This is a genomic window from Campylobacter sp. FOBRC14 (assembly GCF_000287855.1).
In the GTDB taxonomy this organism is placed as follows: domain Bacteria; phylum Campylobacterota; class Campylobacteria; order Campylobacterales; family Campylobacteraceae; genus Campylobacter_A; species Campylobacter_A curvus.
The window spans coordinates 109,244-133,391 of sequence record NZ_ALJJ01000007.1; the positions used below are offsets into that span (position 1 = coordinate 109,244).

Genomic DNA, 24,148 nt, shown 5'->3' on the forward strand with positions numbered 1-24,148 from the left:
CCGATATTTTTGCTAGCTTTTAATCTCAGTTTAAACAGCGGTGCGCAAAGCGGCAAGCCATATAGCGTGCTTCAGCTAAGCGATGAAAAAGAATTCGAGTGCGTGGAGCAAATTTTAGCTTACGACACGAAGCGATACGTTTGTATGCTGGACGACGGGATCTTGCCTCATATCGAGGACACCGTGCTTCCGCTGATGGATATAAAATACAAAAAACAAGACGGCAAGCTTTTTATCATCGTTTTACCAAAGGCGAATTCCAGACTGCTAAATATCCCCATCGAGCTATATGATAGCAACAAGGTCTATAACTCTAGTAGCACGATATCAAAGCACTTTAGCATCATCATCGATCCAAATTTAAGAGAATTTGACAAAATAAAGCCAAACGGGCTAAATTTCGCACCTGATTTTAGCGACTTGCTCTATCCTAGCATCGGAGCGCTCGATCTGAACAAAGCGCCGATCGAGGGCATGGACAGCAACGACATAGATCTTTACATCAGCATAAAAAGAGCCTACGACAACGGCTCTTACGAAAATGTCGCTCACGATACGCAAACAGCCATGCAGCGCCATCCTCAAAGCCTCTTTGCGAGCGAATTTTTACTCTATCACCTAAGAGCGCTTGATAAAATTTTCGAGCATGCAGACGAGTTTGAGGGTGTGACGCCAAACGAGCTGGTGAGCGAAGGCAGGGCCTGGATACGTAAATTCCCGTCTGATGAGAACTATGCTGAAGTGCTTTACCTCATCGCCCGCGCTTATTTAAAAGACGGCATAGCAAGCGACGCCAAATACATGCTAGATATCCTGATGGCCGAGCATGAAAAGTCTAAATTTACAAAGCTTGCGATGCTTGATTACGCTGATTATCTTTATAGATTCGGCAAACAAAAAGAAGCGATGGGAATTTATGAAAACGTGCTTTACAATACCGCCGACGTCGATGTGGCCAGTCGCGCCGCGCTAGCGCTCGTGGATGCCAATATCGACAAAGAGAAATTCGACGAGGCTAAAAATTTCATCATCAAAATTTTAAACGCTAATGAGAAATTTTTTATGAACAACCCGCAACGAGCTATGAATTTAGCCAGCGTATTTGCGAGTAAAAATATGCCGGATGTCGCGGCCAGGATCTATGAGATCATCGTAAACAACAGTAACCGCCAGAGCGAATTTTACGAGACGGCGCTAAAAAACATCGGTATAAATTTAGCCAAGACGAAAGACACCAAAAAGGCCTACGAATACCTAAAACGCTATGAAAACGAGTTTAAATACGGCGAATACGTCGATGAGGTCACACGAACGCTGGACGGGCTGTTTTTCGAGGTCAAAGAGGACAACTCGACCAAGCTTCACGAGCATTACGCGGATCTCATGCAAAAATACGGCGACTCCGACATCGGCAAAAAGGCGCTTATTAGTCAGATCGCGCTAGATATAAAAGAGCGCAGATACGCTGACGCGCTAAGCTATACGAGCGCGGTCAAGGATATGAACGTAACGCAAGGCATGGAGCTTTTAAACACGGCTGCGTATGAGCTTGCCAAGCAGGGATTTGTGGATGATGACTGCCAAGCGGTCGTAAATTTACTCGAAAACTACGATGTAGATAAAATTTCGCTCCCGCAGTTCAAGCTTTTTAACTGCTATTTCAGGACGGCTAGATATAACGAGGCTTTAGCGCTCGCCAAATCTCACGCCAAGGATGAAAATTTAGAGGATCGCGTCGAGTGGCTGGTAAATTTAAGCAAAATTTTATATCAGCAAAAGGACTACGAAGCCACCATAAAAGCGGCAAACGATGCGCTCTCACTGGGTGCTGGCGTAGAGTATAGCGACCCGACGCCGGTGCTGTTTGACCGCTTTTACTCGCTCTTAAAGCTAAAGCGCTTCGAGGAGGCGGTCGCAACGCTAAGTGCGATCGAGCAGCTGCGCGGACAGGACTTTAAGATAATCGAAACCTACGTAGCACTAAGTGACTACGGGCTAAACAGCAACGACTACGCCATAGTGAGCTCCTACGCCAAAAAAGCGCTCGAGCTGCAAACTCGTGTCAAGATAGATACGTTCTCGCCAAAGCTCAATTTCTCATACGCATCCGCATCGCTCAAAATAGACAATCTCGCCGAGGCACTTGATGAGGCGAAATTTATACTAAATATGAAGCTAAAGCCCGAAGATAGGCTACATGCGCTAAATTTAATAGGCGAAATTTATATCCGTATGAAACGACCCGAGCTTGCAAAGCCGTATCTTGAGGAGTGCGTGAGCTCGAATTTCACGAGCGCTTACAAAAGCGCATGCCAGGCACAGCTTGGTATGGTGAAGTAAATTTGCCTGCCCGTCTTAAGCACCCGTAAGAACATCATAAGTTGCCGTATATCCCTAATTTGTAGCGTCAAAGTCGATGTAAAATATTTGACATTTTAACTATAATGTCTTTAGTTCTATCGCGTAGTATCCGTGAAGAGACGATATTTATGCCGACTTTTATCCAGGCCGCGAGTCAATGTCAAGTTGCTCTTGGAACGAGTAAGATTTACGAAGGGCTCATTTGCATAGCCAAAAATATTACAAAAAATACAAGAGGATATTTGAGATTTTAATCATTATTCGAAAGTGTTTTAAAAAGATGGTGCGGATGAGAGGACTTGAACCTCCATGCCGTGAGGCGCCAGATCCTAAGTCTGGTGTGTCTGCCAATTTCACCACATCCGCACAAACAATGATAAATGGTACGCCCATCAGGATTCGAACCTGAGGCCTACGGCTTAGAAGGCCGTTGCTCTATCCAGCTGAGCTATGAGCGCATTAAATAAAGTGGCGCGCCCGATAGGAGTCGAACCCATAACCTACAGATCCGAAGTCTGTCGCTCTATCCAATTGAGCTACGAGCGCCCAAAATGGGGTGAGTGATGGGAATCGAACCCACGACCCTCAGGACCACAATCTGATGCTCTAACCGACTGAGCTACACTCACCATTTTGAAATGGTCGGGGTGAAAGGATTCGAACCTTCGGCCCTCTGGTCCCAAACCAGATGCGCTAACCAGCCTGCGCTACACCCCGCCTGAGTTGTGAGTTATGTGCCACTACCTCATTGAAAAATGGCATTTTAGCTAAAATCGCTTTTAATGTCAAGAAAATTTAGCCCTAGCGCCGCTTCAAATTTTAAGCCCAAGCAGCTCGTCTTTGACGCATTTTTCCACGCGAAAACTATCTCTTATCTTTGATATCGTCTTATTTTGCACGAATTTATCCAGCTTTTTGGTCTCTAATAGCCTTAAGGCCGACTGCCTAAATTTTATAAAAATTTCAGCTATCACCCAAGCCATCGCCATTTTGACGTAGTATCTATCATCTTTTTCATTTAGACAATCTCGCAAAAATCCATCCAGCTCGCTTTCGTCCAAAAAGCCGCTCATAAAAAATACATAATAAAATCTCTTTTCATACTCTAAATCCGAGCCCCGACACTGTTTCAAAAGCAAATTTGCAAATTTTACGTCTTTAAATTTTATCTTGGCAAACTGATCGCAAATAGCCCAGTTTGACATGCTCTTTACAAAATAAGAAGCAAGCTGAAATTTCGCCTCGTCATCTTTTAAAAGCATTATTAGATAGCCCTTTACGGCAAACTCCTCATGAAAAAACGGCTTAAATTTCACCAGATCCTCACTCTTCACACGCCTTGCAAGATCTTTTGCGATCTTTTTAAGTATCGGCGTCTTAACGCCCAAAATTTCAGGCTGCGAGATAAGCTTTTGAGAGAAAATCTTAAATTTCTCATCTCTTAAATCGTATAAAATTTCATGCAGTTCGTCTTGAAGTCGCATGAGCCCTCCTTAAAACAAAGATCGTCCATAAAAGAAAGCAGCCTGCGATGAGATAGACGTTAAAAAACATCGCGCGCCAGATATATGTGATGTCGCCCTTTAAAACAAAAACCACGAACGAATACAAGCAAATTTGCAAAATAAGCTGCCTGATCGCATTTAGCACAAAAACCATGCTCGGCTTTTTCACCGCTTGAAGTGCGCTTCCAGAGACATTTATGACGCCATATCCGATGTAAGCAAAGGAATTTACCAGCAAATAGCTCTGCGCGACATAAACCACCTGAGCGTTCGCATCAAATAGCCGCACGATGTAGCTTCCGCAAAGTACGCAAAAAGCGCAGGCAAAGAGGCAATAATAAAGCAATATCCTAAGCGCGTTTTTGTAGCACTCTTGCACGCGCTCATATTCGCGAGCGCCAAAATTTCGAGAGATTACGCTAAGCACGGCCGCGGCGATGCCGATCGTAGGCAATACAACTATCTGCTCGATACGCAGTGCTATGCCATACCCTGCTACCGCGCTAGTGCCGTAAAGGCTGATAAATTTTAACAGCACGAGTCCTCCAAGCGACATCGAGAGGTAGTTTAGACACGCGGGCACGGCTTGTTTTAAAATTTTAGCGTAGATCCTAGCGTCAGGCAAGAAAATTTTAAGAGAGCTGAAATTTATCATGCCGCTTTTATAGACTTTCACAAATAAAAATATCGCTCCTAAAAGCTGCACGCTAGCCGTCGCGAACGCTATACCGCCAACGTCTAGATCTAAAATTTTAACATTTATGAAACAAAAGGCTATGTTGATGAAAAAGCCGTAAAATAGCCAATTCCTGTAAGTTTTCGTATCGCCTAGCGCGACTAGGATGCCATTTAGCGACTTGATGAGTAGGAAAAACGGCGAAGCGAGGAAAATCACTCTTATGTATTCAAGTGCTTCGTCTAAAAATTCATCATTTGCGCCCAAAAATACAAGCAGCTTAGGAGCTATAAAAAAGCCAAAAGTACCCATCACAATAGCAAACATCAGTACAAAGATGACGCCCTTTGCAGCGTAAATTTTAGCTAGAAATTCGCGCCTGGCGCCTAGCGAGTTGCCAATGAGCGCAGTCAGCGCCGAGCCAAATCCAAGCCCTATACCAACGATGCTAAGATAGAGCAAAAAGCTCATGGATAGCCCGGCGACTGCGGACGTGGAGATCGTCCCGGCAAAAAACGTCCCCGTCACGTTATAAAGCGTGTTAAACATCATCGCCGTCCCGGCAGGCACGGCTAAAGTGATGATGAGCCGATTTACCGGCTCTTTTGTGAGATCCATTTTTGTCCTAAATTTTGCACGAGCGAGTCAATACGCGCATCATAGGCAAGCAAATTTTACCAACAAAATCTCTCGTTCGTGTTGTTTTCTTGACGGACACGCTCAAATTCGGCCCTATTTTTCGCATCGGCAAGATATTCGCTTTGCTTTTTGAGCTTCTCATCTAGCGAGCTTTCAGACTTTGCCAGAGCAGCCTTCCTGTCGCTAAATTTAGACGGAAACCTATCCATGAAAATCGCCTCGTAAGGATGAGCTTTGACCCACGCGATCGAGCGTGTAGCGATCTCTTCTTGCTTTTTGATGTCGCAAAATGCGTATGGATTTATCACATCGCCTACGAGCTTCATGAAGGCTAAATTTATATCCATCGTAGACCTAAACATCGGATCTTTGACGTCGATCACGTCAGCAAAGGTGATGAAGCGGTCTTTGCCCGCATAAAACCAAAATGCCGCCTCGTCGCGCAGTCCGAGATCATACGCGCGTGCCGCGATACTCATCAGCGCACTGGGGCTAACTAGCGCCGGATCGTCCTCGACGATCTTTATCGCCTTTTGTAAATTTGAAACGTCACTTGACATCAAAAGATCGTTTATCTTGTCATAGACGTTGATGTACTTGGGTTTGCCGCCGCTTGAGGAGTAGATATCCGAGACGTAAATATCCACCGACGTTACCTTTTGTATCGGTTCGCCGGCCGACAATGTAGCCAGGCTCGCGGCAAACAAAACGGACAAAATTTTGAAATTTTTCATGATTTTCCTTTGTTGATTTGGCTTTGCTTTTTCCTGGAGTAGATATTTATGAGCTCCACAGCCAAAGAAAACGCCATAGCAAAATAGATATAGCCCTTTGGCACGTGCAGTCCCAGTCCCTCGCCTATGAGCGAGAAGCCTATGAGTATCAAAAACGCAAGTGCTAAAATTTTGATAGTCGGGTTGCCATCTACGAAATTTGAAATGCCCTTTGACGCAAACATCATCACGCCCACGGCCAGGATCACGGCTAGGATCATGATCTCGATGTGATTTGCCATGCCCACGGCCGTGATGACGCTATCAAGCGAGAAAACGATATCCAAAATAGCGATCTCGGTAACGATGAATATGAAATTCGCCTGCGTCTTTTTGAGATCCTTTTTCACTTCGTCATGCTCGCCCATGATGTTTGAGTGAATTTCAAGCGTGGATTTGGCTATCAAAAAGAGCCCTCCTATTATCAGCACCAGATCGCGCCCCGTGATCTCGAAATTTGCGATGTTAAAGAGTGGCTTTGTCAGTTTCATGATCCAAAATAGCGATAGCAGCAGCAAAATTCTAGTCATCATCGCTAGCGCAAGGCCCAGGATACGCCCGCGGTCGCGCTGATTTGGCGGCAGTTTGCCTACCAGGATCGCGATAAAAATGATATTGTCGATGCCAAGCACTATCTCAAGCCCGGTCAGCGTCATCAGCGATATCCACGCCTCAGGCGAAGTCATCCATTCAAACATTTGCTTCCTTATTTGTAAATTTCATCATTTGCATAAAATTTTGACTATGCTTTGAGGTAAAATTTCATGCTCGATAGCGTGTATCTTAGCCTCCCACTCCTGCTCGCTCATGCCATCTTCGCGCTCGAAAGCACGCTGCGCAATGATCTTTCCGCCGTCTAGCTGCGCACTGACCCAGTGCACGCTCACGCCGCCGATTTGCATATCGCTAGCAAAGCTCTCTTTTATCGCATGAGCTCCCTTAAATAGTGGCAAAATGGAGGGATGCAGGTTTATCGCTCTTATCTGGCTGGTGAAAATTTCGGTCAAGATCCTCATAAATCCAGCCAAAACCACGAGATCGACGTCGTATTTTTTGATCTCGCTTACCAAAGCGGTGTCAAATTCCTCCCTGCTGGCGAAATTTTTATTTTCGATGACGACGCTGGTAAGGCCGTATTTACGCGCCCTTTCTATGCCGTAGGCGTCAGCTTTGTTTGTGAGCGTGAGCGCCACTTCAAGGCGTACGCCGTTAAAAATCTTACCATGTAGCTGCGACAATATCGCCTCTAAATTCGAGCCGCTACCGCTAAAGAGGACGGCTATTTTTTTCGTAGGCATTTTACTCCCTCGATGATGTTTTTAGGGCTTAGCGCGTAGTCGTTTTTCTTAAATTTTCGCGCACCAAGCGCATGTGCGAGGCTCGCGGTCACGGCCGCATCAAGAGGCGAGTATCCTTGCGCTAAAAGCCCTGCGACAAGCCCGCTTAGCACGTCGCCGCTACCGCCCTTTGCCAGCGCGCTCGTGCCGTGCCTCATGATATAAAGCCTGCCGTTTTGCGCGATGATCGTATTTGCACCCTTTAAAAGCAAGACGTTTTTAAATTTCAAGCTCCACTCGCGCGCAAATTTAAAGCGATCGCTTTGCAAGGTTTTAATGTCGATATGAGCGATATCGGCCAACGCCAAAAGCGAGCAAAATTCCTTCGGATGAGGCGTGATGACGATGTTTTCGTTTGATCTTAAAAGCTCGATCACTCGCGGCTCATAACACATATCAGCGTCTATGACAAGCGCTTTATCAGCCAGCTCGTCAAGGGCCAGACCCGCGCAGTTTTGCCTACCAAGCCCCATACCAAGCGCACCTGCATTCATCTTTGCGCTTAGGCTTTTTGTTTGCATTATATTTTCTTCAAGAGATGAGATTTCACTCTGGCTAACGACGCTAACGAGTCCCGCACCTATGGCGTTTGCCGCATTTGCCGCCATCATCGCAGCACCCTTGTGCTCTCCTGCTAGCACGAACACATGGCCAAAATCGCCCTTGTTGGTGTCGTTTTTACCGCGAAAAGGCAGCTTCATATCGCGTCTAGTGAGTAGATGATCCTCGCTTTGCACGCTGAAATTTTTAGAGCTCACGCCAAGCCTTGCGAGCAAAATTTTGCCAGTATAGTCCTTGGCCGCGTCAGAGTAAAGCCCTATTTTACGCGCTCCCATACATATCGTGACGTCAGCCTTCACGCATGCGCCAAGGATCGCACCTTGTTTGTTAAGCCCGCTTGGGACGTCGCACGCGACCTTGTAGGCTTTGTTTTTGTTTAAAATTTCGATCGTTTTTATGTGACCGGCTCCTAGCTGCCTGCTAAGCCCTGAGCCAAATATCCCGTCTATGATGCAGGCTGCTTCGCCTATCTCGCTTGTCTCGCAAACTCCCGCTTCAAGCGCTCTTTGACGCTGCTTGGCAGCTAGCGGCTTTAGCTCTTTTTCGCAGGCGTAAAAGCTGGCTTCATAATCAAGCGCCAGCATACGAAGTGCGGCAAATACGTCCGCACCGTTGTTACCAGCGCCGCAAACGCCTAAAATTTTAGCTTTCTTTTTAAATTTTTTACGGATGAAATTTGCTATGCTTGCGGCTGCATTTTCCATCAAAATTTCATCGCCAAGCCCGAATTTCTCGCTCGCTCGCGCGTCGAACTGGGCGGTGCTTTCAAAAAGCCTCTTCATGCTAGCTCCTTACTCGAAAGCTCAAGGCCTCTAGGACATGCGACCTTGCTATCTTCTCGCTCTCATCGATATCAGCGATACTGCGCGCGACTTTCAGCACCTTTTTTACGCCGCGTTGCGAGAGCGCATATCTTTGAGTCGCCGTATCAAGCGCGTCCTTGGCGCCATCTTGCAGCAGGCAAAATTTCGCGACATCGCTATCGCTTAGCTTGCCGTTTGGCTCGCTTTGAGCGCGCATTTTTTGAAATTTAAACGCACGCAAGACCTGCTCGCTCATCTGCTTTGAGGTGATTTTATCGCGCTCGGCGTTTCTGCTCTCCTCCATTTGCACGTGCAAGTCTATGCGGTCCATTATCGGCTCTGAAATTCGCGATTTATACTGCTTTATCTCGTTTTCGCTGCAGCGGCAGTTTAGATCCGCACTTAGTAAATTCCCGCACGGGCATGGATTTTGTGCGGCTACAAAGATAAATTTTGTCTCGTAAGTGACTTTGGAATTTACCCTTGCGATGTGGATTTTGTTGTCTTCAAGCGGCTCGCGCAGGCTTTCGATGATCTGCTTTGAAAAGTGTGGAAATTCGTCAAAAAATAGCACGCCGCCGTTTGCGAGCGCGATCTCGCCGATCTTTGCTACGTTTGAGCCGCCCCCAAATATCGAGCTCTTCGTCGATGTATGGTGCGGACTGCGAAACGCACGAACGCATGAAAATTCGCTATCTTGTAAATTTAGCGAACGATATGCGGCGGCGTTTAAAATTTCGGTCAAATTTTGAGGCGGCATGATGAAAACCAGCCGTTTAGCGCACATGCTTTTGCCACATCCGGGGCTACCTTCGAAAATTAGATTATGCATGCCAGCAGCCGCTATCACGCAGGCTCTTTTGGCTCGCGCCTGCCCCATGACATCGGTAAAATCAAGCTCGAAATTTACGTTTGGGACATATTTCTCGCCGTTTATCTCGATGACATTTTCAAAAAGAGGATGAACGTTTTTAAATTTACAGCTCTCTTTAAATGCCTCGTCTTGGAAGAATTTTATCGCCTCTTCCAGGCTGGAAACGCCGAAAATTTCAAGGTTTGGTATCATCGAGGCCTTTACAGCCACGTCCTTTGGCACGAGCACTTTGGCGCTTTTTATCTGCGTGCTCAAAAAAAGCAAGATAGAAAAAAGGCTCGCCGTATTTTTGACGCTTCCGTCAAGCCCGAGCTCGCCAAAAACGAAAATTTTCTCAAGGTCGCTTGATTTTTGAAGCGCGATCAAAAGGGCGATCGCAAGGTCAAAATGAGAGCCGCTCTTTGGAAGGTCGGAGGGGGATAGATTTATAGTAATCTTTTGAGCCGGAAAGCTGAAATTTAGAGCTTGCAACGCTGCTTTGACGCGCTCGGCGCTCTCTTTTATGCTAGCTCCGGCGAGGCCTACGATACTAAAACCGGGAAGCCCGCGCGAAAAAACGGACTCGACGTCGACGATCTTGAGACCATCGCTATAAGCCGCGCATTTTAGGGACTTCATAATCTATGTTCTTTTTTATTCTTTTTGCTTTTGTATTCTTTTTCGAATTTTTTACGTTTGTTGTAGCCGATCTTTTCGATGAAAAGATGGCCGTCAAGATGGTCGTTCTCGTGCTGCAAAGCAACGGCTAGAAGTCCGTCCGTCTCGATCTGGCGCTCCTGCCCGAAGCGATCTTGAAATTTTATTTTGACGCGCTCGGCACGCTTGACATCTTCGTAAAAGCCCGGTACGCTGAGGCAGCCCTCCTGATAGACGCATTCGCCGACTTTTAACTCGAATTTAGGATTGATGATCTCGATGAGATCGGCCTTATCCTGCACGCCCTCTTCGTTGCTTAAATTTACGATGAATACCCGTTTCGCGACGCCCACTTGGATCGCCGCCAGGCCGATGCCGTCCTTTGCTATCATCGTCTCATACATATCATCGAGCAGTTTATGCAGCTCCTCGTCAAAGGTCTCGACCTCTTTTGAGACCTCGTAAAGCTTTTTGTTCGGGTAAGATAAAATTTCTAAGACCAAATTTACTACTCTCCGTCCGTATGGCCTAAAAATATCGGCTGCTCTTCAAACTCGGTCGTAGCAAGCGCATCAAGCGCGCCCGAGAGTAGCTCCTCCATGCTTTTGTCTTTGGTTATCATACTAGAAACTATCTGCACGTCGAGGTTGTTCTCCTCGCCGTCGATCTTCCACGGCATACAAGTGAGCATATTTAAAATTCTCTTGCAAGCTTGCTTCGCGCCGTTTTCGTCGGTGTATTTCATGACCATAGCAAAGCATCCGTCACCATAATGTGCGACTATATCGCTTCTGCGCGAGGTCCTTAAAAGTAGCTGAGACATGCTTTTGAACATATTGTTGCGCTCTTTTAAATTTTTGACCCTGTTTGCAAATTTATCCTTGATCTTTACGAGTAAAAACGACGAGTTGTAGCCGTATCTCTTGACCGACTCTATCTCGCTTTGTATCGTGGCTACGAGGAATTTTTTGTTATAGACCTCAAATGTGGTGTCATATATCGACTGCTCTTCGATAGCCTTAAACATCTTGCCGACCTCTTCGTAGCTGATCTTGATCACATCAAGATGTTTCTCCATGAGCTCGTTTAACTTGATGAGGTCTTGGTTGAAAGCGCTTAGAACGTTTTGTAAGGCAAGCAGATTCGTATTATTTTCTAGGCTCTCCATGCGTTTTTGTATGATCGCTCTCATGACGTTTAAATTTTTATAAATGAGAGCTACGGCCTGAAGCATGCTTTTTATCTGAATGAAGCCTTGCTTCACCTCTTTTTCGATGTTTATACTACCGCCATCAGAGATGTTTTCGGAGTGCGAGATGAGGATGTCGCCTATCTCTTTTCTAAATTCATCCGACTGCTCATCAAGCATTTTTTCAAAATATATGGAGTAATTACTAGGGATAGACGGGATATTATCGCCTCGAAGCTCGTGTAAAATATCCTCGGAAAACTTATAAATATCTACCTTTTTCTTTTTGGGATTTTGCTCTTTGGCCTCGGTTTCTTTCTTTTTTGGCTCAGGAGCATTATCTATCTTTACCACGACCTTCGTTCCTTTTTGTTATTTAAAGCTTTTCTCCAAAATTTTGTCGATAAGCCCGTATTCTTTAGCCTCGTGCGAGCTCATGAAAAAGTCGCGCTCAGTATCTTTTACGATCTTATTTAGCTTTTGTCCGGTATTTTTAGCCAAAATTCCATTCAAAATCTCTTTCAAACGTAAAATTTCACGCGCTTGTATCTCTATGTCACTCGCCTGCCCTCTAGCGCCGCCAAGGGGCTGGTGTATCATTATGCGAGAATTTGGCAGAGCGTATCTCTTGCCAGGAGCTCCGCAGCTTAGCAAAAATGCACCCATCGATGCGGCCTGACCGATGCAAATCGTGCAGACATCGGGCTTTATATAATTCATCGTATCAAAGATACTAAATCCGCTGGTTATCACACCGCCAGGAGAATTTATATAAAGGTAGATGTCTTTTTCAGGATCTTCGGCCTCCAAAAACAAAAGCTGAGCCACGATAGAAGCGGCCATACCGTCCTCTATCTCGCCGCTTAGCATGACGATCCTGTCTTTTAAAAGACGAGAGTATATGTCGTAGCTTCTTTCGCCCCTGCTGGTCCTCTCGACTACGACTGGAACATAATAGCTCATTACTCCGCCTTCTCTTTTTTGCTTGATTTTTTATCCTCTTTACTGAACATTTCGTTAAAGAGTTTTTCCTCGATCATCGACATTTTGATCGCAGGGAGCATGCCTTGGTTACGATACATCTCAAGATGAGCTTTCGGATCGCGGCCGCTTCTGTAAGCCTCAAAATACACAGCCTGAACGACCTCTTGATCGCTCACTTTCACGCCTCTAACGCGTGCTAGCTCGTCGATGATGAAGGTCAGACGAACGCTTTTTTCGGCGTCATCTCTGTATTCGTCGCGTTTTTTAGCCACAGCATCTTTATCGTCTCTAAATTTCTTCCTCTCATCCTCGCTAAAGCCGTTCCACGCGTTTCTAAACTGCATATCTATCTCTTGCTCGACGATGTTTTTCGGGGTGTCAAATTTAAATTTCTCGACGACCGCTTCGGCAAATTTAGGCTTTAGCTCGTCCGAGATGAGTTTGAAAATTTTATCTTGACGGATCTGATCTTTTATGCGTTCCTCAAGTAGCTCTTCGCTTGGCTTTTCCTCGTTTGGCATGATGGCTTTTAGGGTATTTTCATCTAGCGTCTCGGGGATCTTTCTTTCTTGAATTTCGTTGATCTTTACCTTAAATACCGCTGGCTTGCCGGCTAGATGAGCCGCGCCGTACTCAGCTGGGAAAGTCACCTCTATATCTTTGCTCTCGCCGGTTTTTAGCCCTATCATGCCGTCCTCAAAGCCGGGTATGAACTGACCTGAGCCTATCTCAAGCAGATAGTTTTCGGCCTTTCCGCCCTCAAACGCTTCACCGTCTACGAAGCCCTCAAAGTCAAATTTAGCAAAATCTCCCGCCTTAAGAGCTCTCTTGCCCTCTACTTTTTCAAGCGGCGCGAACATTTTTAAAAGCTCGTTTTTCTTCTCGTCGATGTCCTTTTTAAGCACTCTAGGAGTTGAAAATTCTGGTATCAAAGCCTCGTAGCCCTCGACACTTACGCTAGGTTTGAAAGACGCTGTCAGTTCGACATCTATGCCGTCATCTTTCCTGTCAAATTTCGATATTAACGGCTCACCGATGAGCTCGTCGCTTTTTTTACCTGATTTTTTGATAGCTTCGTTTAAAACGTCTCTTAAAATATCTTGTTCGGCGTCGCTAGTAAGCTCTTTTTCATAACGTTTTAGCACGATGGCGACTGGAACGTGGCCTTGTCTGAACCCGTCTACTTTCATCGTTTTAGCCGCCTTTTTAGCCAGCTTTTCTACGCTCGCTTTTATCTCGTCGCTTTTTATTTTAGCGCTTACTTCGACATTTACGCTATCGATTGGTTTTGCATTGATTTCCATCTATTTCCTTTTGAATACAAAAATTTGAGGCAAAATATAGCAAATTTTCCCTTATTTCATAGTTAAATGCAAAATTTATACATCTAAAAGGCGTTTTGACGTAAAATAGTCTTTTAAAATTTCGGAGAAAATTTATGCAAGAAAGCTTTGAAAATTCCGTAAAAAATATGCTAAAAATCATCGGCGAAGATCCAAACCGCGAAGGGCTTTTGAAAACTCCCTCACGCGTGTATAAGGCGTTTAAATTTCTAACCAGCGGCTACGAGGAAGATCCCAAAGAGGTACTAAACGACGCGCTATTTACGAGCTCGAACAACGAAATGGTCTTGATGCGAAACATCGAATTTTACAGTCTTTGCGAGCATCATCTGCTGCCTATCATCGGACGCGTGCATGTAGCCTACATCCCAAACGGCAAGGTCGTGGGGCTTAGCAAAATTCCGCGCATGGTAAATATCTACGCGCGCCGCTTGCAGATACAAGAGCAAATGACCGAGCAGATCGCCCAGGCACTAGCCGAAGTGATCGAGCCAAAGGGCGTGGGCGTGGTAGTCGAGGCTAGGCACATGTGCGTCGAGATGCGCGGAGTGCAAAAGATAAACTCGACTACGACGACATCAGCACTACGAGGCTGCTTCATCAAAAACGCCGACACCAGGCGAGAATTTTTCTCTCTGATAAATTCCCCGCAGGAAACGCACTTTTGAACCTAGAACGCCTAAATTTAAAGCTGAAAAGCAAAGAGCTGTCTTTATCCAACACATTTGGCATCATCACCAAAATCACCGCGACAAATATCGAGATCACCGGGCTTTGCCCAAGCATCGGCGACATCGTTCGTATCGTAGCTAAAGATAAGAGCAAAAACGGGCTTGGCATGGTGACGCAGATAAAAAGCGGCGGGGCTTTCATAAGTCCGTTTGGCTTCGTGGAGGGCTTTAGGATAGGCGACTTCGTCTATGCCAGCGATCAAGGTATGAATATCCCGGTCGGGCGAAATTTACTAGGGCGCGTGGTCGATCCCTTTATGAAGCCAGTAGACGGCAAAGGGGCGATCGAGACCAGCGAATACATGCCTATCATGAAAGCACCGATCGACGCGATGAAAAGGGGGCTCATAAACGAGCCCTTTAGCGTCGGCATAAAAACGATCGACGGGCTACTCACCTGCGGTAAAGGCCAGAAACTAGGCATATTTGCGGGCTCAGGCGTGGGCAAATCCACTCTCATGGGTATGATCGTAAAAAATACCCTAGCGCCTATCAAAGTCGTCGCGCTGATCGGCGAACGCGGCCGTGAAGTGCCTGAGTTTATCGAGAAAAATTTAGGCGGGAATTTAGACGGCACGGTCATCGTGGTAGCTACCAGCGACGATAGCTCGCTGATGCGAAAATACGGTGCATTTTGCGCGATGAGCGTAGCGGAATACTTCAAAAATCAAGGCAACGACGTGCTTTTTATCATGGATAGCGTCACGCGTTTTGCGATGGCTCAGCGCGAGATAGGCCTCGCTCTTGGCGAGCCGCCAACGTCAAAGGGCTATCCGCCAAGCTCGCTCACGCTTTTGCCTCAGCTCATGGAAAGAGCGGGCAAAGAGGAGGGCAAAGGCAGCATAACAGCCTTTTTCACGGTGCTAGTCGAGGGCGATGATATGAGTGATCCGATCGCCGATCAAAGCCGCTCGATATTAGACGGCCACATCGTGCTTAGCCGCGAGCTCACGGACTTTGGCATCTATCCGCCTATCAACATACAAAATTCTGCCTCGCGCGTGATGGGCGACGTGATAAGCAACGAACACAGGCAAAATGCGATGAAATTTAAGCGGCTTTATTCGCTTCTAAAAGAGAATGAGGTCTTGTTGCGTATCGGCGCGTATCAGCGAGGTAGCGACAAGGAGCTCGATCTTGCGATCTCCAAAAAAGAATATATGGAAAATTTCTTAAAGCAAGATGCACAGGAAGTTTATAAATTTGAGGAAATTCAAAGCCTGCTCGCGCAGATAAATTAAATTAGCCATGTTTTGATGCTTTTACAAAATGCCTGAAATTTGCGCCTTAACAGCCAAACCAATCGCCAGCGACGCGTCAGCTGCCGTAAACGATAAAAGCCTTGTTGTCACTCAAAATTTCTAGCTCAAAAGCGATAAATTTAACGCTTCAAAGAGCAGCGATTTAAAAAATAACAAGCCGGACAAAAGCCCGTTATCCCGACGATCAGCGGCACAATGGCGATAACGGCGATCCACCAGCTACTAAAATATGCCGCCACGCCAAGTAGCAACACTCCCAAAATCACTCTAAAAATTCTAGTTTTCTTGCTTTGCATCGCATTTTCCTTTTTAAAAGCGTTGAAACAATGATAACAGATCTTAAATTTTAAATATGTGACGATGTCACTAAAGTGATGACGCCGCGTTTTTGCTTTATAGCTCCTTTGTTTTCGAGCTCCTTTAGCACTCGCGAGACCGCTTCGCGTGCGCTGCCTAAGTGGTTTGCGATCTGTTCATGAGTGATTTTTAGCTCGTTTTGTGCGCCGTTTTGTTCTAAAAATTTCATTATTCGCCCGGTTAGCGGCGTAAAGAGTGCTTGCTCCATCGCATTCATGACCGAGCCAAAACGCCGCGATATGAGCTCGAGCGTGTGATTTGCCACCTGCGGATAACGCTCGCGAAGCTGCTTGTAAAAGGGCTTTGGGATAAGGATTATTTGTGTATCTTGCATGATTTGCAAATTTAATTCTAACTGCGAGAGTCCAAGCGAACAAAACGCGCAAAGTATGCAGCTATCGCCATTTTTTAGGCTAAAAACGGTGATCTCTTTAAAATTACTCGTGCTGATGTAGCCTCTTATCTCGCCGCTTGTTACGATCGCGTAGCCGTAGCAGCCGTCTTTTGGATATATGATCTCACCTTTTTTAAAGGTTTTTATCACGGCATTTTGCAAGAGTAGCCGCCTATCCTCACTTGAGATATCAAATTTCGATAAGAACTCACCATATAATATCTTTTGAAACTCGTCGCTTAGCATATTCGCCTCTTTTGCAGTAGGATTTTTTATTGTAGTCATATTCGTTTGAAATTTCGGTAAGAGAATTTATTTATAAAGCGCTTTAAGCTAAAATTCATCACGTGACATAATCACTGAAATTTCAATAAATTTTAGTTAAAATCACTAAAAATTTTAAGGAATAAAAATGTACGAAGATCAAAATGATATTTTAAAAAATACTAATTTAAGCAAACTTGCAAATTTCCCGATCGTGTTTTTTGCCGTTACGATGGGGCTTAGCGGGCTAGCCCTAGCTTACGAGCGGCTAAATTTACTATTTGATATTTCGCAAATTTTAGGCGAGCTGTTAAAATGGCTAACAGCTGCGCTTTTTATAGTCATTACGGTCTTTTACTGCTTAAAATTCATACGTTATCCAAATGCCGTGCGAGTCGAGTTCGCTCATCCCGTGCGGATAAATTTTTTCGCTGCATTTTCTATATCGCTACTTTTGCTCGCAGCCCTTTTTCAGGAAAGTAAAATTTATGGATTTTTGCTTTACGGCGGACTTGCGGTGCAGACATTTTTGACACTTTACGTCGTCGCTTTTTGGATACAAAAAGAGCTCTTGCTTACCCAAAGTAACCCCGCGTGGTTCATCCCGATCGTAGGCAACCTCATCGTTCCCCTTGCCGCGCCCACTACAAGCGTATTTGCGTGGTATTATTTCTCTGTCGGGGCGTTCTTTTGGCTCGTGCTTTTTACCATCATTTTTTATCGCCTCATCTTTCACGAACGGCTCGCGCAAAAATTTATCCCCACGCTTTTTATCTTGATCGCTCCACCTTCGCTCGCATTTTCAGGACTTATAAAGCTTACTGGCGAATTTAGTCTGGTAGCGCAGATATTGCTAAATTTGACTTTATTTTTTACCTTGCTGATACTTTTTATGTTTAAAAATTTTTTAAAGCTTAAATTTTTCCTATCGTGGTGGGCTTTTACTTTCCCCACAGCTGCGGCTAGCATAGCGTTTTTTAGGGCATTTGAGATGACAGGAGAGAAATTTTGGCTAGCGTGCGCTATCGCGATGTTTGCGGCTTTAGTATTTTTCGTCTGCTTCGTAGGCTTTTATACGATAAAAGCAATCTTTCGGCGCGAGATCTGCGTTATGGAAAAATAAATTCAATAGTTGAACCCGACCCTTTTATCCTCGCCAAAGGCGGAATTCAGCTCGCGCTCGATCGTAGTCTTAAAGTCCTCGAAGGTAAATATCGCATCGTCCTTGACGGCTACTTTTAGCGCGGTATTTTTTAGTACCAGCACGATCTGCGCGCCGCTTAGGTTAAATTCCGCTAAGCGCTCGAGGCTGAAATTTTCCTCGAAATTCGCATTTTCAGGCAAAATCTTACGCCAGATGGCTAAACGCTGCTTGAAGTCTGGCTTTTTAAACTCGATCTTATAGTCAAATCTCCTCGAAAACGCGCTGTCAAGGCTTTGGAGGAAATTCGTCGTAGCGATCAGTACGCCCTCGAAGCGCTCGATCTGCTCTAAAAATATATTTTGCATTTGATTGTGCATTTTCTCCGCACCGCTACTGCTCTCCACGCGGGTGCTCAAAAACTGATCGGCCTCGTTTAAAAGCAGCACAGGCTCGCTCTTGCTCTTTTTGCAGATCTCTTTATAGGTATCGAAAATTTTACGCACGTTTTGCTCGCTTTCGCCGACATATTTGCTTAAAATTTTGGAGCAGTCAAAGCTTAATATCTGCTTTTTCAGACTCTTTGCAAGGCCTATGGCACTCATCGTCTTGCCGGTGCCGGGCTCTCCGTAAAATATGATCTTAGCGTCGATGCCGCGGCGATTTTTGATCCCCCAGCTGTTAAGCCGCGCGAGCACCTTTTTATCGACTTGTTTTAAAATCGCACCCAAAAGCTCTTTGGTCTTTTCGTTTAGCACCACATCGTCAAGACTCGTCGCAGGCTCGATGAGCTCGAATATTTCTTGCTCTTTTACGAGGCTTTCTAGCTTCAGCTTTTTGCTCTCGTTGTCGTTTTTAGGGTGCATTATGCTTTGTAAAATTTCCTCGTTTATGAAAAAATTTCGGCTGACGTTACCAAAGGCGTTTAAAACCTCGTCATAATCGATCAGTCCGTTTTCGATGAGCGCGGAACCGTCTTCAAGCAGCGAGCGGTTTTTGATGCGCTCGAATTCATCGTCGCTTATAAGGCCGATCAGCGCGTTTAGATCGCGCCCGTTTTCAAAGTCCCCGGCGTATTCTTCTTTTAAAAGCGCTAAAAATATCAGCTGCTCTTTTACGCTAAGCGCGTTGTCCTTAAAAATTTGCTCGATTTTTATGGAAATTTTGCTTATTTCTATGCGTTCGTTTATGCGCGCTTCAAGCTCGTTTATCTGCGTTTTTATGCGCGCTTTGGCGTCGCTTGCTCCACTTTGAAACATCGCGGCTTTGGCGTAAAGCTCGATCCTTAAAAACTGATCTTTCAAATACTCCAAATGATCCTCATATGCGCTAGGCATTGGCAGCTCTACCTTCGTGCTGCCCTCCTCTAAAATTTTAAGGAATGAGGGCGAGAGCGAAATTTCAGAGTGTAAAAGCGTAAGCAGGTTCGTACCGCTTGATTTGTTCGTATTTTCGGGCGTTTTAAAGATATTGTAGCTTTGCACTATCCAGCCGTAATCAAGTAAGGATTTTATAAATTTCAGATACGAAAGATGCCTGTAATCTTGCGAGCCAAACACCGTGCAAAGCAGGTCATAGACGCTTATATTGGCCACACCTTCGATGTAGATCTTGCTTAAATGGCGTAAAATTTTGGCCTCTTCCTCGCTGCATTTTATGAGAGCCGAAATTTTGCTTTTTTTGATATCGGAATTTAAAAAATCAAGCAGATATTGCACTAAATTTTATCCTTTACCTGTTCTTTTAGCACGCGTTTTAGCACCTTGCCGGTCGCATTTCTAGGTAGCTGCTCGGCAAAATAGATGCTCTTTGGAATTTTAAAATTCGCCAAATGCTTTTTAAGATAGTCGCGGACATGCTTTTCGTCTAGATCCATGCCCTCTTTTAGCTGGATAAAGGCCGCCACCTCCTCGTCCGCGTGCTCGTCTTTTATACCGATGACTGCGGCGGCTTCGACCTCTTCAAGCTTGTAAAGCACCTCCTCTATCTCGCGCGGATAGATGTTTATGCCCTTTGAGATGATGAGATCTTTCTTACGATCGACGATGTAGATGAAGCCCTCGTCATCGACCTTGCCAAGATCGCCCGTCTTCAGCCAGCCGTTTATGATCGTTTCGTCCGTTATGTTTGGCATGCCAAAATAGCCTTGCATGACGCAATCGCCCTTGACGATGATCTCGCCTATCTCGCCGGTACCGACCTCTATCATCTCGTCATTTACGATCTTTACTTCGTATCCCTCAAGCGCCGGCCCTACGCTGAGGCTCTTTTGCTTGTCATATAAATTTGCCGCGACTACGGGCGAGCACTCGCTAAGTCCGTATCCCTCGACCAGCCTGGCATGAGGGAATTTTACCTTAAAATCATCGATAGTTTGCTTAGCCAGCGGAGCTGCACCGCTGATGAAAAGACGGATGCGATTGAACCACCTGAAATACCAAGGGATCTTCGCCTTGCCGATAGCCGTATATATCGCGGGGATGCCCAAAAATACGGTGACTCGCTTCAAAAGCGTCTGCTTTAGGACGTTTGAGAAAGGAAAGACCGACTTTATGAGCACCATCGACGCTCCCACGAACATCGGCAAAAGTATCATCGCCGTTAGAGTAAAGCTATGAAACATCGGTAAAAATACGATGAATCTATCGCTTGACCTTACGATGAACCTGTTGTGAGCGCCCTGGATATTTGAAAAAATATTTTTATAGCTTATCATCGCGCCCTTTGGCTTACCAGTCGTCCCCGAGGTGTAGATGATGTGCACCAGATCGTCTATTTCAGGTGTTTTTGAGATACTTAGGGAGTATTTGTGAGAGAGCAGGTCGGTAAAATTTATATTTCGCTCGTTTACGCCTTGCAGGCTGAAATACTGCGCGTCGATGCCGCCTTCTTGTTGCAAAGCCGGCGCTAGATAGACGCTCTCGCCGTATTCTTCGTCTAAATTTTGCTTAGGCTCGAGCCTTGAGGTTTGCAAAGATTTTGGCACTTCGCCTATCCAAATGATCTTTTGTAGCTGCTTTAGCTCGTTTAGCGGGGCAAGCTCTTTTGCAAGCTGGCTTGAAGCAAACAAAATTTCAGCGCCGCAGTCGTTTAAAATATAAGAGAATTCCTCCGATTTCAAAAAGGTATTCATAGGCACAGCGACCGCTCCGATGGCAGTCACGGCAAGATAAGCAACGATGAATTCCTGCGAATTTACGACCGCCATGCCGACCTTGTCGCCAAATTTCACGCCGATAGCCTGCAGATACATCGCGGCCTTATCCACGCTGCTTTTTAGCTCGCCGTATTTTATCTTCTGCTTATCATCAAATATCGCCGTGTAGCCGTGACGCTGCTTTGCGACATCGCTTAGCATCTCGTAGAGATTTTGATATTTATACTGCATGTTTTCGCCTAAAAATTATACTTAAAGCTCGTAGCCAAGATCTGTATAGCTCCGCGCCCAAATTCCCCTGACATGGTGCTGCTTTGGCCGTTTGGGATATTTTCGGCGCGTTTTTGGTGTCTGTCTTGATAGACATAGCCAAGCGCGACCTCAAGCGCCTCTGAAATTTTATAATTTACGCCAAAAGAATACGCGCGTGAGGTGGTATTTGGCAGCTCAAGCCCGGTATTTCTGGCGCTTGAAACGTCCTGGTCGTAGGCAAAGCCCGCCATTAGTCTCAGCCTTTCGCTCGCGTCATACGCCACTCCCAGGCGGTAGGTATTCGAGTCGCTGTATTTTCTGTTTACAGGATCGTCCATTAAGCGGTTGAAATACCCGGCAAGACGAGAGTTCGTCTGGGCTGCGTTTTTGTTTGAATACTCAAAGTCATATCCTTTAAATTTCGACCAATACGTCCTCTCATAGGCTAGCAAAAGCGTGAAGTCTGAAATTTTATATCCCGCAGCCAAGACCAGCTGAGCTGGCAATGGTATCTGCACCTTTGCTGCGCCGCTGTAGTTTATCGCTCTAAGCGCACCGTTAAATGTGCCGGTCGCATCGCCCTTGATAGTCATATCGACCTTGGAGCGGTAAGTCGCCGCAAGGCTTAAATTTTCTATCGGTCTAAAGCTCAAAGCCGCGTTGTAGCCGTAGTCTATGCTATCTCCTTCAAGCTCTCTGTATCCGTTACTTCCAAAATCGCTCGCGACCTTGCCTTTACTATAAACAGCTCTAGCACCGACTGCCACGGCAAGCGAATCGTTTATGCGATAAGCTACGGTTGGATTTAGCTCGACTACTTGCAGCTTAAATCTCTTGCCCGTAAATGCCGTATCCGCGTCCTCCCAGGCCATACCGACCGCAGCTGGCACCGCCAAAGCCAGGCCAAAACGCCAGTTTTCATAGTATTCGGACGAAACGAAGCTAAACGTCGTAGCTAGGGAGTCAAAATTTTCAGATTTGTAGCTCTTGCCGTTATCGTTTTTAAATTTAAGCTCGCCGATGTGAAACCAGCCAAGAGAGCCCTCGAAATAATGCCTACCGTCTAGAAACATCATATTTGCGGGGTTAAAATAGGCCGCATCGGCACCAAAGCTCATGGCAACGTTGCTGGCTAACAATCCCAGCGAATCCGCGCTTTGTTCAGGCACTTTATAGCCGCCTGCGTTTAGCAAAGAGCATGCCGCAAGCATGCTAAGAGCGATCTTTCTCGTCATTTTTTTCCTTTTTGTAGATTTCTTAAAATTTTGATCTCATCAGCCCAGATACTATCATCTATCGTCTCTAGTATCATCGGGATCTCGCCTATGTGCTCGTCGTTCATTATGCACTCAAACGCTTTAAGCCCTAAAAATCCCTTCCCAAGGCTCTCATGGCGATCTTTTCTGGAATTTAGCCCGAATTTACAGTCGTTTAGATGCATCGCCGATAAAAACTCATACCCGATAACGGCGTCAAATTCGTCCATCGTCTTTTTATAGGCTTCAGGCGTGCGCAGATCGTATCCCGCGGCAAAGGCGTGACAGGTGTCGATACAAACGCCAACGCGGCTCTTATCATCCGTGCGCTCGATCAGATACGCCAGCTGCTCGAACCTAAAACCTAAATTCGAGCCTTGTCCCGCGGTATTTTCGATGACGAGCTTCACGCCGTCAGTGCGCTTTAACGCCTCGTTCATGCACTCTGCGATCAAATTTAGACACTCGTTTTGGCTTATCTCGTTTAGGTGTGAACCGGGATGAAAATTTAAAAGCTCCAGCCCAAGCTCGCTCACGCGCTCTATCTCATCTACAAACGCATTAAAGCTTTGCTCGCGCTTAGCATCGTCATAGTGGCCTAAATTTATGAGATAGCTATCGTGAGGCAAGATATGGCGGGGGCTTATGTTCGCGGCTTTGCAGTTTTGCTCGAACTCCGAAATAGCGGCACTTTCAAGCGGCTTTGCCGACCATTGACGCTGGTTTTTGACAAAAAGCGCAAAGGCGTTAGCTCCGATCTTTGCGGCGTTTAAAGGTGCGTTTTGCACGCCGCCGCTAGCGCTCACGTGCGCTCCGATGTATCTCATTTCAGCTCTTTGAGTATGATTCTTATACGATTTTTAGTGTCGATAAATTTTATTAAATTGTCACAAACTTCATATTCTATTGAATCATTACTTATATTTTGTTCAAATCCGCAAGCTTTTCTAACGAGATTTTTGCCGTCATAGATCTGCTTTTTTTGCAAGACATCTTGAAATATCGTCTCGTAGTGCGGACGCAAGAAAAATTTCTCGTTAAATTCCGTCTTTGAAAAGCAAGCGCGATTAACACAAATTCTATCGTCTATTTTTATGTTCGCGGTATTGACACCAGAGCTATAAATTTGTAAATTCAGACCATTTTTATAGCTATGCAAAAAGCCGACATCGTTTATTTTTATGAGCGGTGAAAATATGGTGACCTGAAACGTTTGAGATCTTTGAGGAGGCTCGTTTTTCACGCAGCCAAGCAGGATAAAGGCTGCGACTAGAGCCGTGGTGAAATTTAAAATTTTATTTATCAATTTTTTCCTTTTTTATATTCTATTAAGCAAATAAATAATATAATCCCATCTTTAATGACCGACGGCGGCCCCTTCGTCTAGCGGTTAGGACATCGCCCTTTCACGGCGGTAACACGAGTTCAAGTCTCGTAGGGGTCACCACTTCTTTCAAACTTTAAAATATTATCCACATAAGCTTTAAAATTTCGTTAATTGCTGATTTATTTTACTTAAAATTTTTATTTTATTTTATTTTTATATTGACTATCTTTGCTCGCTCGAAAACTGTGGTCGTCCAAAGATCACAAGATGAAATCGAAGCAAAAAGAGCAGTAGAGCAAGATGTGCTTACGAGGCGCTAAATTTCG

Annotated in this window: 22 protein-coding genes and 6 tRNA genes; 5 read left to right on the top strand and 23 right to left on the bottom strand. The window is 45.4% G+C overall.

The window, feature by feature from the left end; all coding sequences use genetic code 11:
• Positions 1 to 9 precede the first annotated feature (9 nt).
• Positions 10 to 2,340, top strand: coding sequence for a DUF7494 domain-containing protein (locus HMPREF1139_RS01295; protein WP_198003113.1), 2,331 nt, complete (start codon positions 10 to 12; stop codon positions 2,338 to 2,340).
• Positions 2,341 to 2,642: 302 nt separating this feature from the next.
• On the opposite strand, the gene HMPREF1139_RS01300 is transcribed toward HMPREF1139_RS01295, so the two are convergent.
• From HMPREF1139_RS01300 to tig, 16 genes are all read right to left on the bottom strand, one after another.
• Positions 2,643 to 2,727, bottom strand: a tRNA-Leu gene (locus HMPREF1139_RS01300).
• 15 nt (positions 2,728 to 2,742) lie between these two features.
• Positions 2,743 to 2,819 (bottom strand) — tRNA-Arg (locus HMPREF1139_RS01305).
• 11 nt (positions 2,820 to 2,830) lie between these two features.
• A tRNA-Arg gene (locus HMPREF1139_RS01310) sits at positions 2,831 to 2,907 on the bottom strand.
• A gap of 6 nt (positions 2,908 to 2,913) precedes the next feature.
• Positions 2,914 to 2,990 (bottom strand) — tRNA-His (locus HMPREF1139_RS01315).
• Between the two features lie 10 nt (positions 2,991 to 3,000).
• Positions 3,001 to 3,078: transfer RNA gene (locus HMPREF1139_RS01320), tRNA-Pro, on the bottom strand.
• A gap of 95 nt (positions 3,079 to 3,173) precedes the next feature.
• Entirely contained in the window at positions 3,174 to 3,845 is a 672-nt protein-coding gene (locus HMPREF1139_RS01325; RefSeq protein WP_009649882.1) for a DNA alkylation repair protein, read from the bottom strand.
• Entirely contained in the window at positions 3,820 to 5,160 is a 1,341-nt protein-coding gene (locus tag HMPREF1139_RS01330) for an MATE family efflux transporter (RefSeq protein WP_009649778.1), read from the bottom strand. The genes HMPREF1139_RS01325 and HMPREF1139_RS01330 overlap by 26 nt, the downstream gene beginning before the upstream one ends.
• 56 nt (positions 5,161 to 5,216) lie before the next feature.
• Entirely contained in the window at positions 5,217 to 5,915 is a 699-nt protein-coding gene (locus tag HMPREF1139_RS01335) for a hypothetical protein (RefSeq protein ID WP_009649450.1), read from the bottom strand.
• Complete coding sequence (locus HMPREF1139_RS01340) at positions 5,912 to 6,652, bottom strand: TerC family protein (RefSeq protein ID WP_009649673.1); 741 nt, start codon at positions 6,650 to 6,652, stop codon at positions 5,912 to 5,914. The genes HMPREF1139_RS01335 and HMPREF1139_RS01340 overlap by 4 nt, the downstream gene beginning before the upstream one ends.
• Before the next feature lie 24 nt (positions 6,653 to 6,676).
• A complete protein-coding gene (purN, locus tag HMPREF1139_RS01345; protein ID WP_009649791.1) occupies positions 6,677 to 7,252 on the bottom strand; it encodes a phosphoribosylglycinamide formyltransferase in 576 nt (191 codons plus the stop codon).
• Positions 7,234 to 8,634 (bottom strand): bifunctional ADP-dependent NAD(P)H-hydrate dehydratase/NAD(P)H-hydrate epimerase, encoded by a 1,401-nt coding sequence (locus HMPREF1139_RS01350; RefSeq protein ID WP_009649516.1) that lies wholly within the window; start codon positions 8,632 to 8,634, stop codon positions 7,234 to 7,236. The genes purN and HMPREF1139_RS01350 overlap by 19 nt, the downstream gene beginning before the upstream one ends.
• A gap of 1 nt (position 8,635) precedes the next feature.
• The gene (locus tag HMPREF1139_RS01355) at positions 8,636 to 10,147 is read right to left on the bottom strand and encodes a YifB family Mg chelatase-like AAA ATPase (RefSeq protein WP_009649648.1); all 1,512 of its coding nucleotides are present in this window, start codon (positions 10,145 to 10,147) and stop codon (positions 8,636 to 8,638) included.
• Positions 10,144 to 10,668 carry a peptide deformylase gene (def, locus tag HMPREF1139_RS01360; RefSeq protein WP_009649474.1) on the bottom strand — a complete coding sequence of 175 codons (525 nt, stop codon included), beginning with the start codon at positions 10,666 to 10,668 and terminating at the stop codon, positions 10,144 to 10,146. Before def ends, HMPREF1139_RS01355 begins: the two co-directional genes overlap by 4 nt.
• A gap of 5 nt (positions 10,669 to 10,673) precedes the next feature.
• Positions 10,674 to 11,708, bottom strand: coding sequence for a GGDEF domain-containing protein (locus HMPREF1139_RS01365; RefSeq protein WP_009649593.1), 1,035 nt, complete (start codon positions 11,706 to 11,708; stop codon positions 10,674 to 10,676).
• 18 nt (positions 11,709 to 11,726) lie between these two features.
• Positions 11,727 to 12,317, bottom strand: coding sequence for an ATP-dependent Clp endopeptidase proteolytic subunit ClpP (gene clpP, locus HMPREF1139_RS01370; RefSeq protein WP_009649702.1), 591 nt, complete (start codon positions 12,315 to 12,317; stop codon positions 11,727 to 11,729).
• Positions 12,317 to 13,642, bottom strand: coding sequence for a trigger factor (tig, locus tag HMPREF1139_RS01375; protein WP_009649841.1), 1,326 nt, complete (start codon positions 13,640 to 13,642; stop codon positions 12,317 to 12,319). The genes clpP and tig overlap by 1 nt, the downstream gene beginning before the upstream one ends.
• Before the next feature lie 134 nt (positions 13,643 to 13,776).
• Between tig and folE the strand changes: the two genes are divergently transcribed.
• Together folE and fliI are read left to right on the top strand one after the other, a co-directional pair.
• Positions 13,777 to 14,349, top strand: coding sequence for a GTP cyclohydrolase I FolE (gene folE / locus HMPREF1139_RS01380; RefSeq protein ID WP_009649783.1), 573 nt, complete (start codon positions 13,777 to 13,779; stop codon positions 14,347 to 14,349).
• Positions 14,346 to 15,653: a flagellar protein export ATPase FliI gene (gene fliI / locus HMPREF1139_RS01385; RefSeq protein WP_009649608.1), complete on the top strand. Its 1,308-nt coding sequence runs from the start codon at positions 14,346 to 14,348 to the stop codon at positions 15,651 to 15,653. Before folE ends, fliI begins: the two co-directional genes overlap by 4 nt.
• A 140-nt stretch (positions 15,654 to 15,793) precedes the next feature.
• On the opposite strand, the gene HMPREF1139_RS01390 is transcribed toward fliI, so the two are convergent.
• The gene (locus HMPREF1139_RS01390) at positions 15,794 to 15,970 is read right to left on the bottom strand and encodes a YgaP family membrane protein (protein WP_009649837.1); all 177 of its coding nucleotides are present in this window, start codon (positions 15,968 to 15,970) and stop codon (positions 15,794 to 15,796) included.
• 50 nt (positions 15,971 to 16,020) lie between these two features.
• On the bottom strand, positions 16,021 to 16,710 hold the full coding sequence (locus tag HMPREF1139_RS01395; protein WP_009649577.1) for a Crp/Fnr family transcriptional regulator: 690 nt from the start codon (positions 16,708 to 16,710) through the stop codon (positions 16,021 to 16,023).
• Between the two features lie 127 nt (positions 16,711 to 16,837).
• Between HMPREF1139_RS01395 and HMPREF1139_RS01400 the strand changes: the two genes are divergently transcribed.
• Positions 16,838 to 17,812: an SLAC1 anion channel family protein gene (locus tag HMPREF1139_RS01400; RefSeq protein WP_009649646.1), complete on the top strand. Its 975-nt coding sequence runs from the start codon at positions 16,838 to 16,840 to the stop codon at positions 17,810 to 17,812.
• Between the two features lie 2 nt (positions 17,813 to 17,814).
• Here HMPREF1139_RS01400 and HMPREF1139_RS01405 read toward each other — a convergent pair whose 3' ends face one another.
• From HMPREF1139_RS01405 to HMPREF1139_RS01425, 5 genes are read right to left on the bottom strand one after another with little or no spacing between them, the layout of a single operon-like run.
• Positions 17,815 to 19,548, bottom strand: coding sequence for an ATP-binding protein (locus HMPREF1139_RS01405; RefSeq protein ID WP_009649567.1), 1,734 nt, complete (start codon positions 19,546 to 19,548; stop codon positions 17,815 to 17,817).
• Positions 19,548 to 21,218 (bottom strand): fatty acid--CoA ligase, encoded by a 1,671-nt coding sequence (locus HMPREF1139_RS01410; protein WP_009649888.1) that lies wholly within the window; start codon positions 21,216 to 21,218, stop codon positions 19,548 to 19,550. The genes HMPREF1139_RS01405 and HMPREF1139_RS01410 overlap by 1 nt, the downstream gene beginning before the upstream one ends.
• A gap of 8 nt (positions 21,219 to 21,226) precedes the next feature.
• Positions 21,227 to 22,474, bottom strand: coding sequence for an OmpP1/FadL family transporter (locus HMPREF1139_RS01415; RefSeq protein ID WP_009649503.1), 1,248 nt, complete (start codon positions 22,472 to 22,474; stop codon positions 21,227 to 21,229).
• Entirely contained in the window at positions 22,471 to 23,322 is an 852-nt protein-coding gene (gene nfo / locus HMPREF1139_RS01420; protein WP_009649634.1) for a deoxyribonuclease IV, read from the bottom strand. Before nfo ends, HMPREF1139_RS01415 begins: the two co-directional genes overlap by 4 nt.
• On the bottom strand, positions 23,319 to 23,801 hold the full coding sequence (locus tag HMPREF1139_RS01425) for a hypothetical protein (RefSeq protein ID WP_009649754.1): 483 nt from the start codon (positions 23,799 to 23,801) through the stop codon (positions 23,319 to 23,321). The genes nfo and HMPREF1139_RS01425 overlap by 4 nt, the downstream gene beginning before the upstream one ends.
• A 66-nt stretch (positions 23,802 to 23,867) precedes the next feature.
• On the opposite strand from HMPREF1139_RS01425, the gene HMPREF1139_RS01430 reads away from it, so the two are divergent.
• Positions 23,868 to 23,942, top strand: a tRNA-Glu gene (locus HMPREF1139_RS01430).
• Positions 23,943 to 24,148 lie beyond the last annotated feature (206 nt).

Excerpts from the sequence above, each read along its gene's own strand:
- purN (WP_009649791.1), bottom strand. The coding sequence starts at position 7,252 with ATGCCTACGAAAAAAATAGCCGTCCTCTTTAGCGGTAGCGGCTCGAAT.
- HMPREF1139_RS01350 (WP_009649516.1), bottom strand. The coding sequence starts at position 8,634 with ATGAAGAGGCTTTTTGAAAGCACCGCCCAGTTCGACGCGCGAGCGAGC.
- HMPREF1139_RS01330 (WP_009649778.1), bottom strand. The coding sequence starts at position 5,160 with ATGGATCTCACAAAAGAGCCGGTAAATCGGCTCATCATCACTTTAGCC.
- HMPREF1139_RS01335 (WP_009649450.1), bottom strand. The coding sequence starts at position 5,915 with ATGAAAAATTTCAAAATTTTGTCCGTTTTGTTTGCCGCGAGCCTGGCT.
- HMPREF1139_RS01340 (WP_009649673.1), bottom strand. The coding sequence starts at position 6,652 with ATGTTTGAATGGATGACTTCGCCTGAGGCGTGGATATCGCTGATGACG.
- tig (WP_009649841.1), bottom strand. The coding sequence starts at position 13,642 with ATGGAAATCAATGCAAAACCAATCGATAGCGTAAATGTCGAAGTAAGC.
- HMPREF1139_RS01355 (WP_009649648.1), bottom strand. The coding sequence starts at position 10,147 with ATGAAGTCCCTAAAATGCGCGGCTTATAGCGATGGTCTCAAGATCGTC.
- HMPREF1139_RS01395 (WP_009649577.1), bottom strand. The coding sequence starts at position 16,710 with ATGACTACAATAAAAAATCCTACTGCAAAAGAGGCGAATATGCTAAGC.
- HMPREF1139_RS01415 (WP_009649503.1), bottom strand. The coding sequence starts at position 22,474 with ATGACGAGAAAGATCGCTCTTAGCATGCTTGCGGCATGCTCTTTGCTA.
- nfo (WP_009649634.1), bottom strand. The coding sequence starts at position 23,322 with ATGAGATACATCGGAGCGCACGTGAGCGCTAGCGGCGGCGTGCAAAAC.
- HMPREF1139_RS01400 (WP_009649646.1), top strand. The coding sequence starts at position 16,838 with ATGTACGAAGATCAAAATGATATTTTAAAAAATACTAATTTAAGCAAA.
- HMPREF1139_RS01390 (WP_009649837.1), bottom strand. The coding sequence starts at position 15,970 with ATGCAAAGCAAGAAAACTAGAATTTTTAGAGTGATTTTGGGAGTGTTG.
- clpP (WP_009649702.1), bottom strand. The coding sequence starts at position 12,317 with ATGAGCTATTATGTTCCAGTCGTAGTCGAGAGGACCAGCAGGGGCGAA.
- HMPREF1139_RS01410 (WP_009649888.1), bottom strand. The coding sequence starts at position 21,218 with ATGCAGTATAAATATCAAAATCTCTACGAGATGCTAAGCGATGTCGCA.
- folE (WP_009649783.1), top strand. The coding sequence starts at position 13,777 with ATGCAAGAAAGCTTTGAAAATTCCGTAAAAAATATGCTAAAAATCATC.
- HMPREF1139_RS01325 (WP_009649882.1), bottom strand. The coding sequence starts at position 3,845 with ATGCGACTTCAAGACGAACTGCATGAAATTTTATACGATTTAAGAGAT.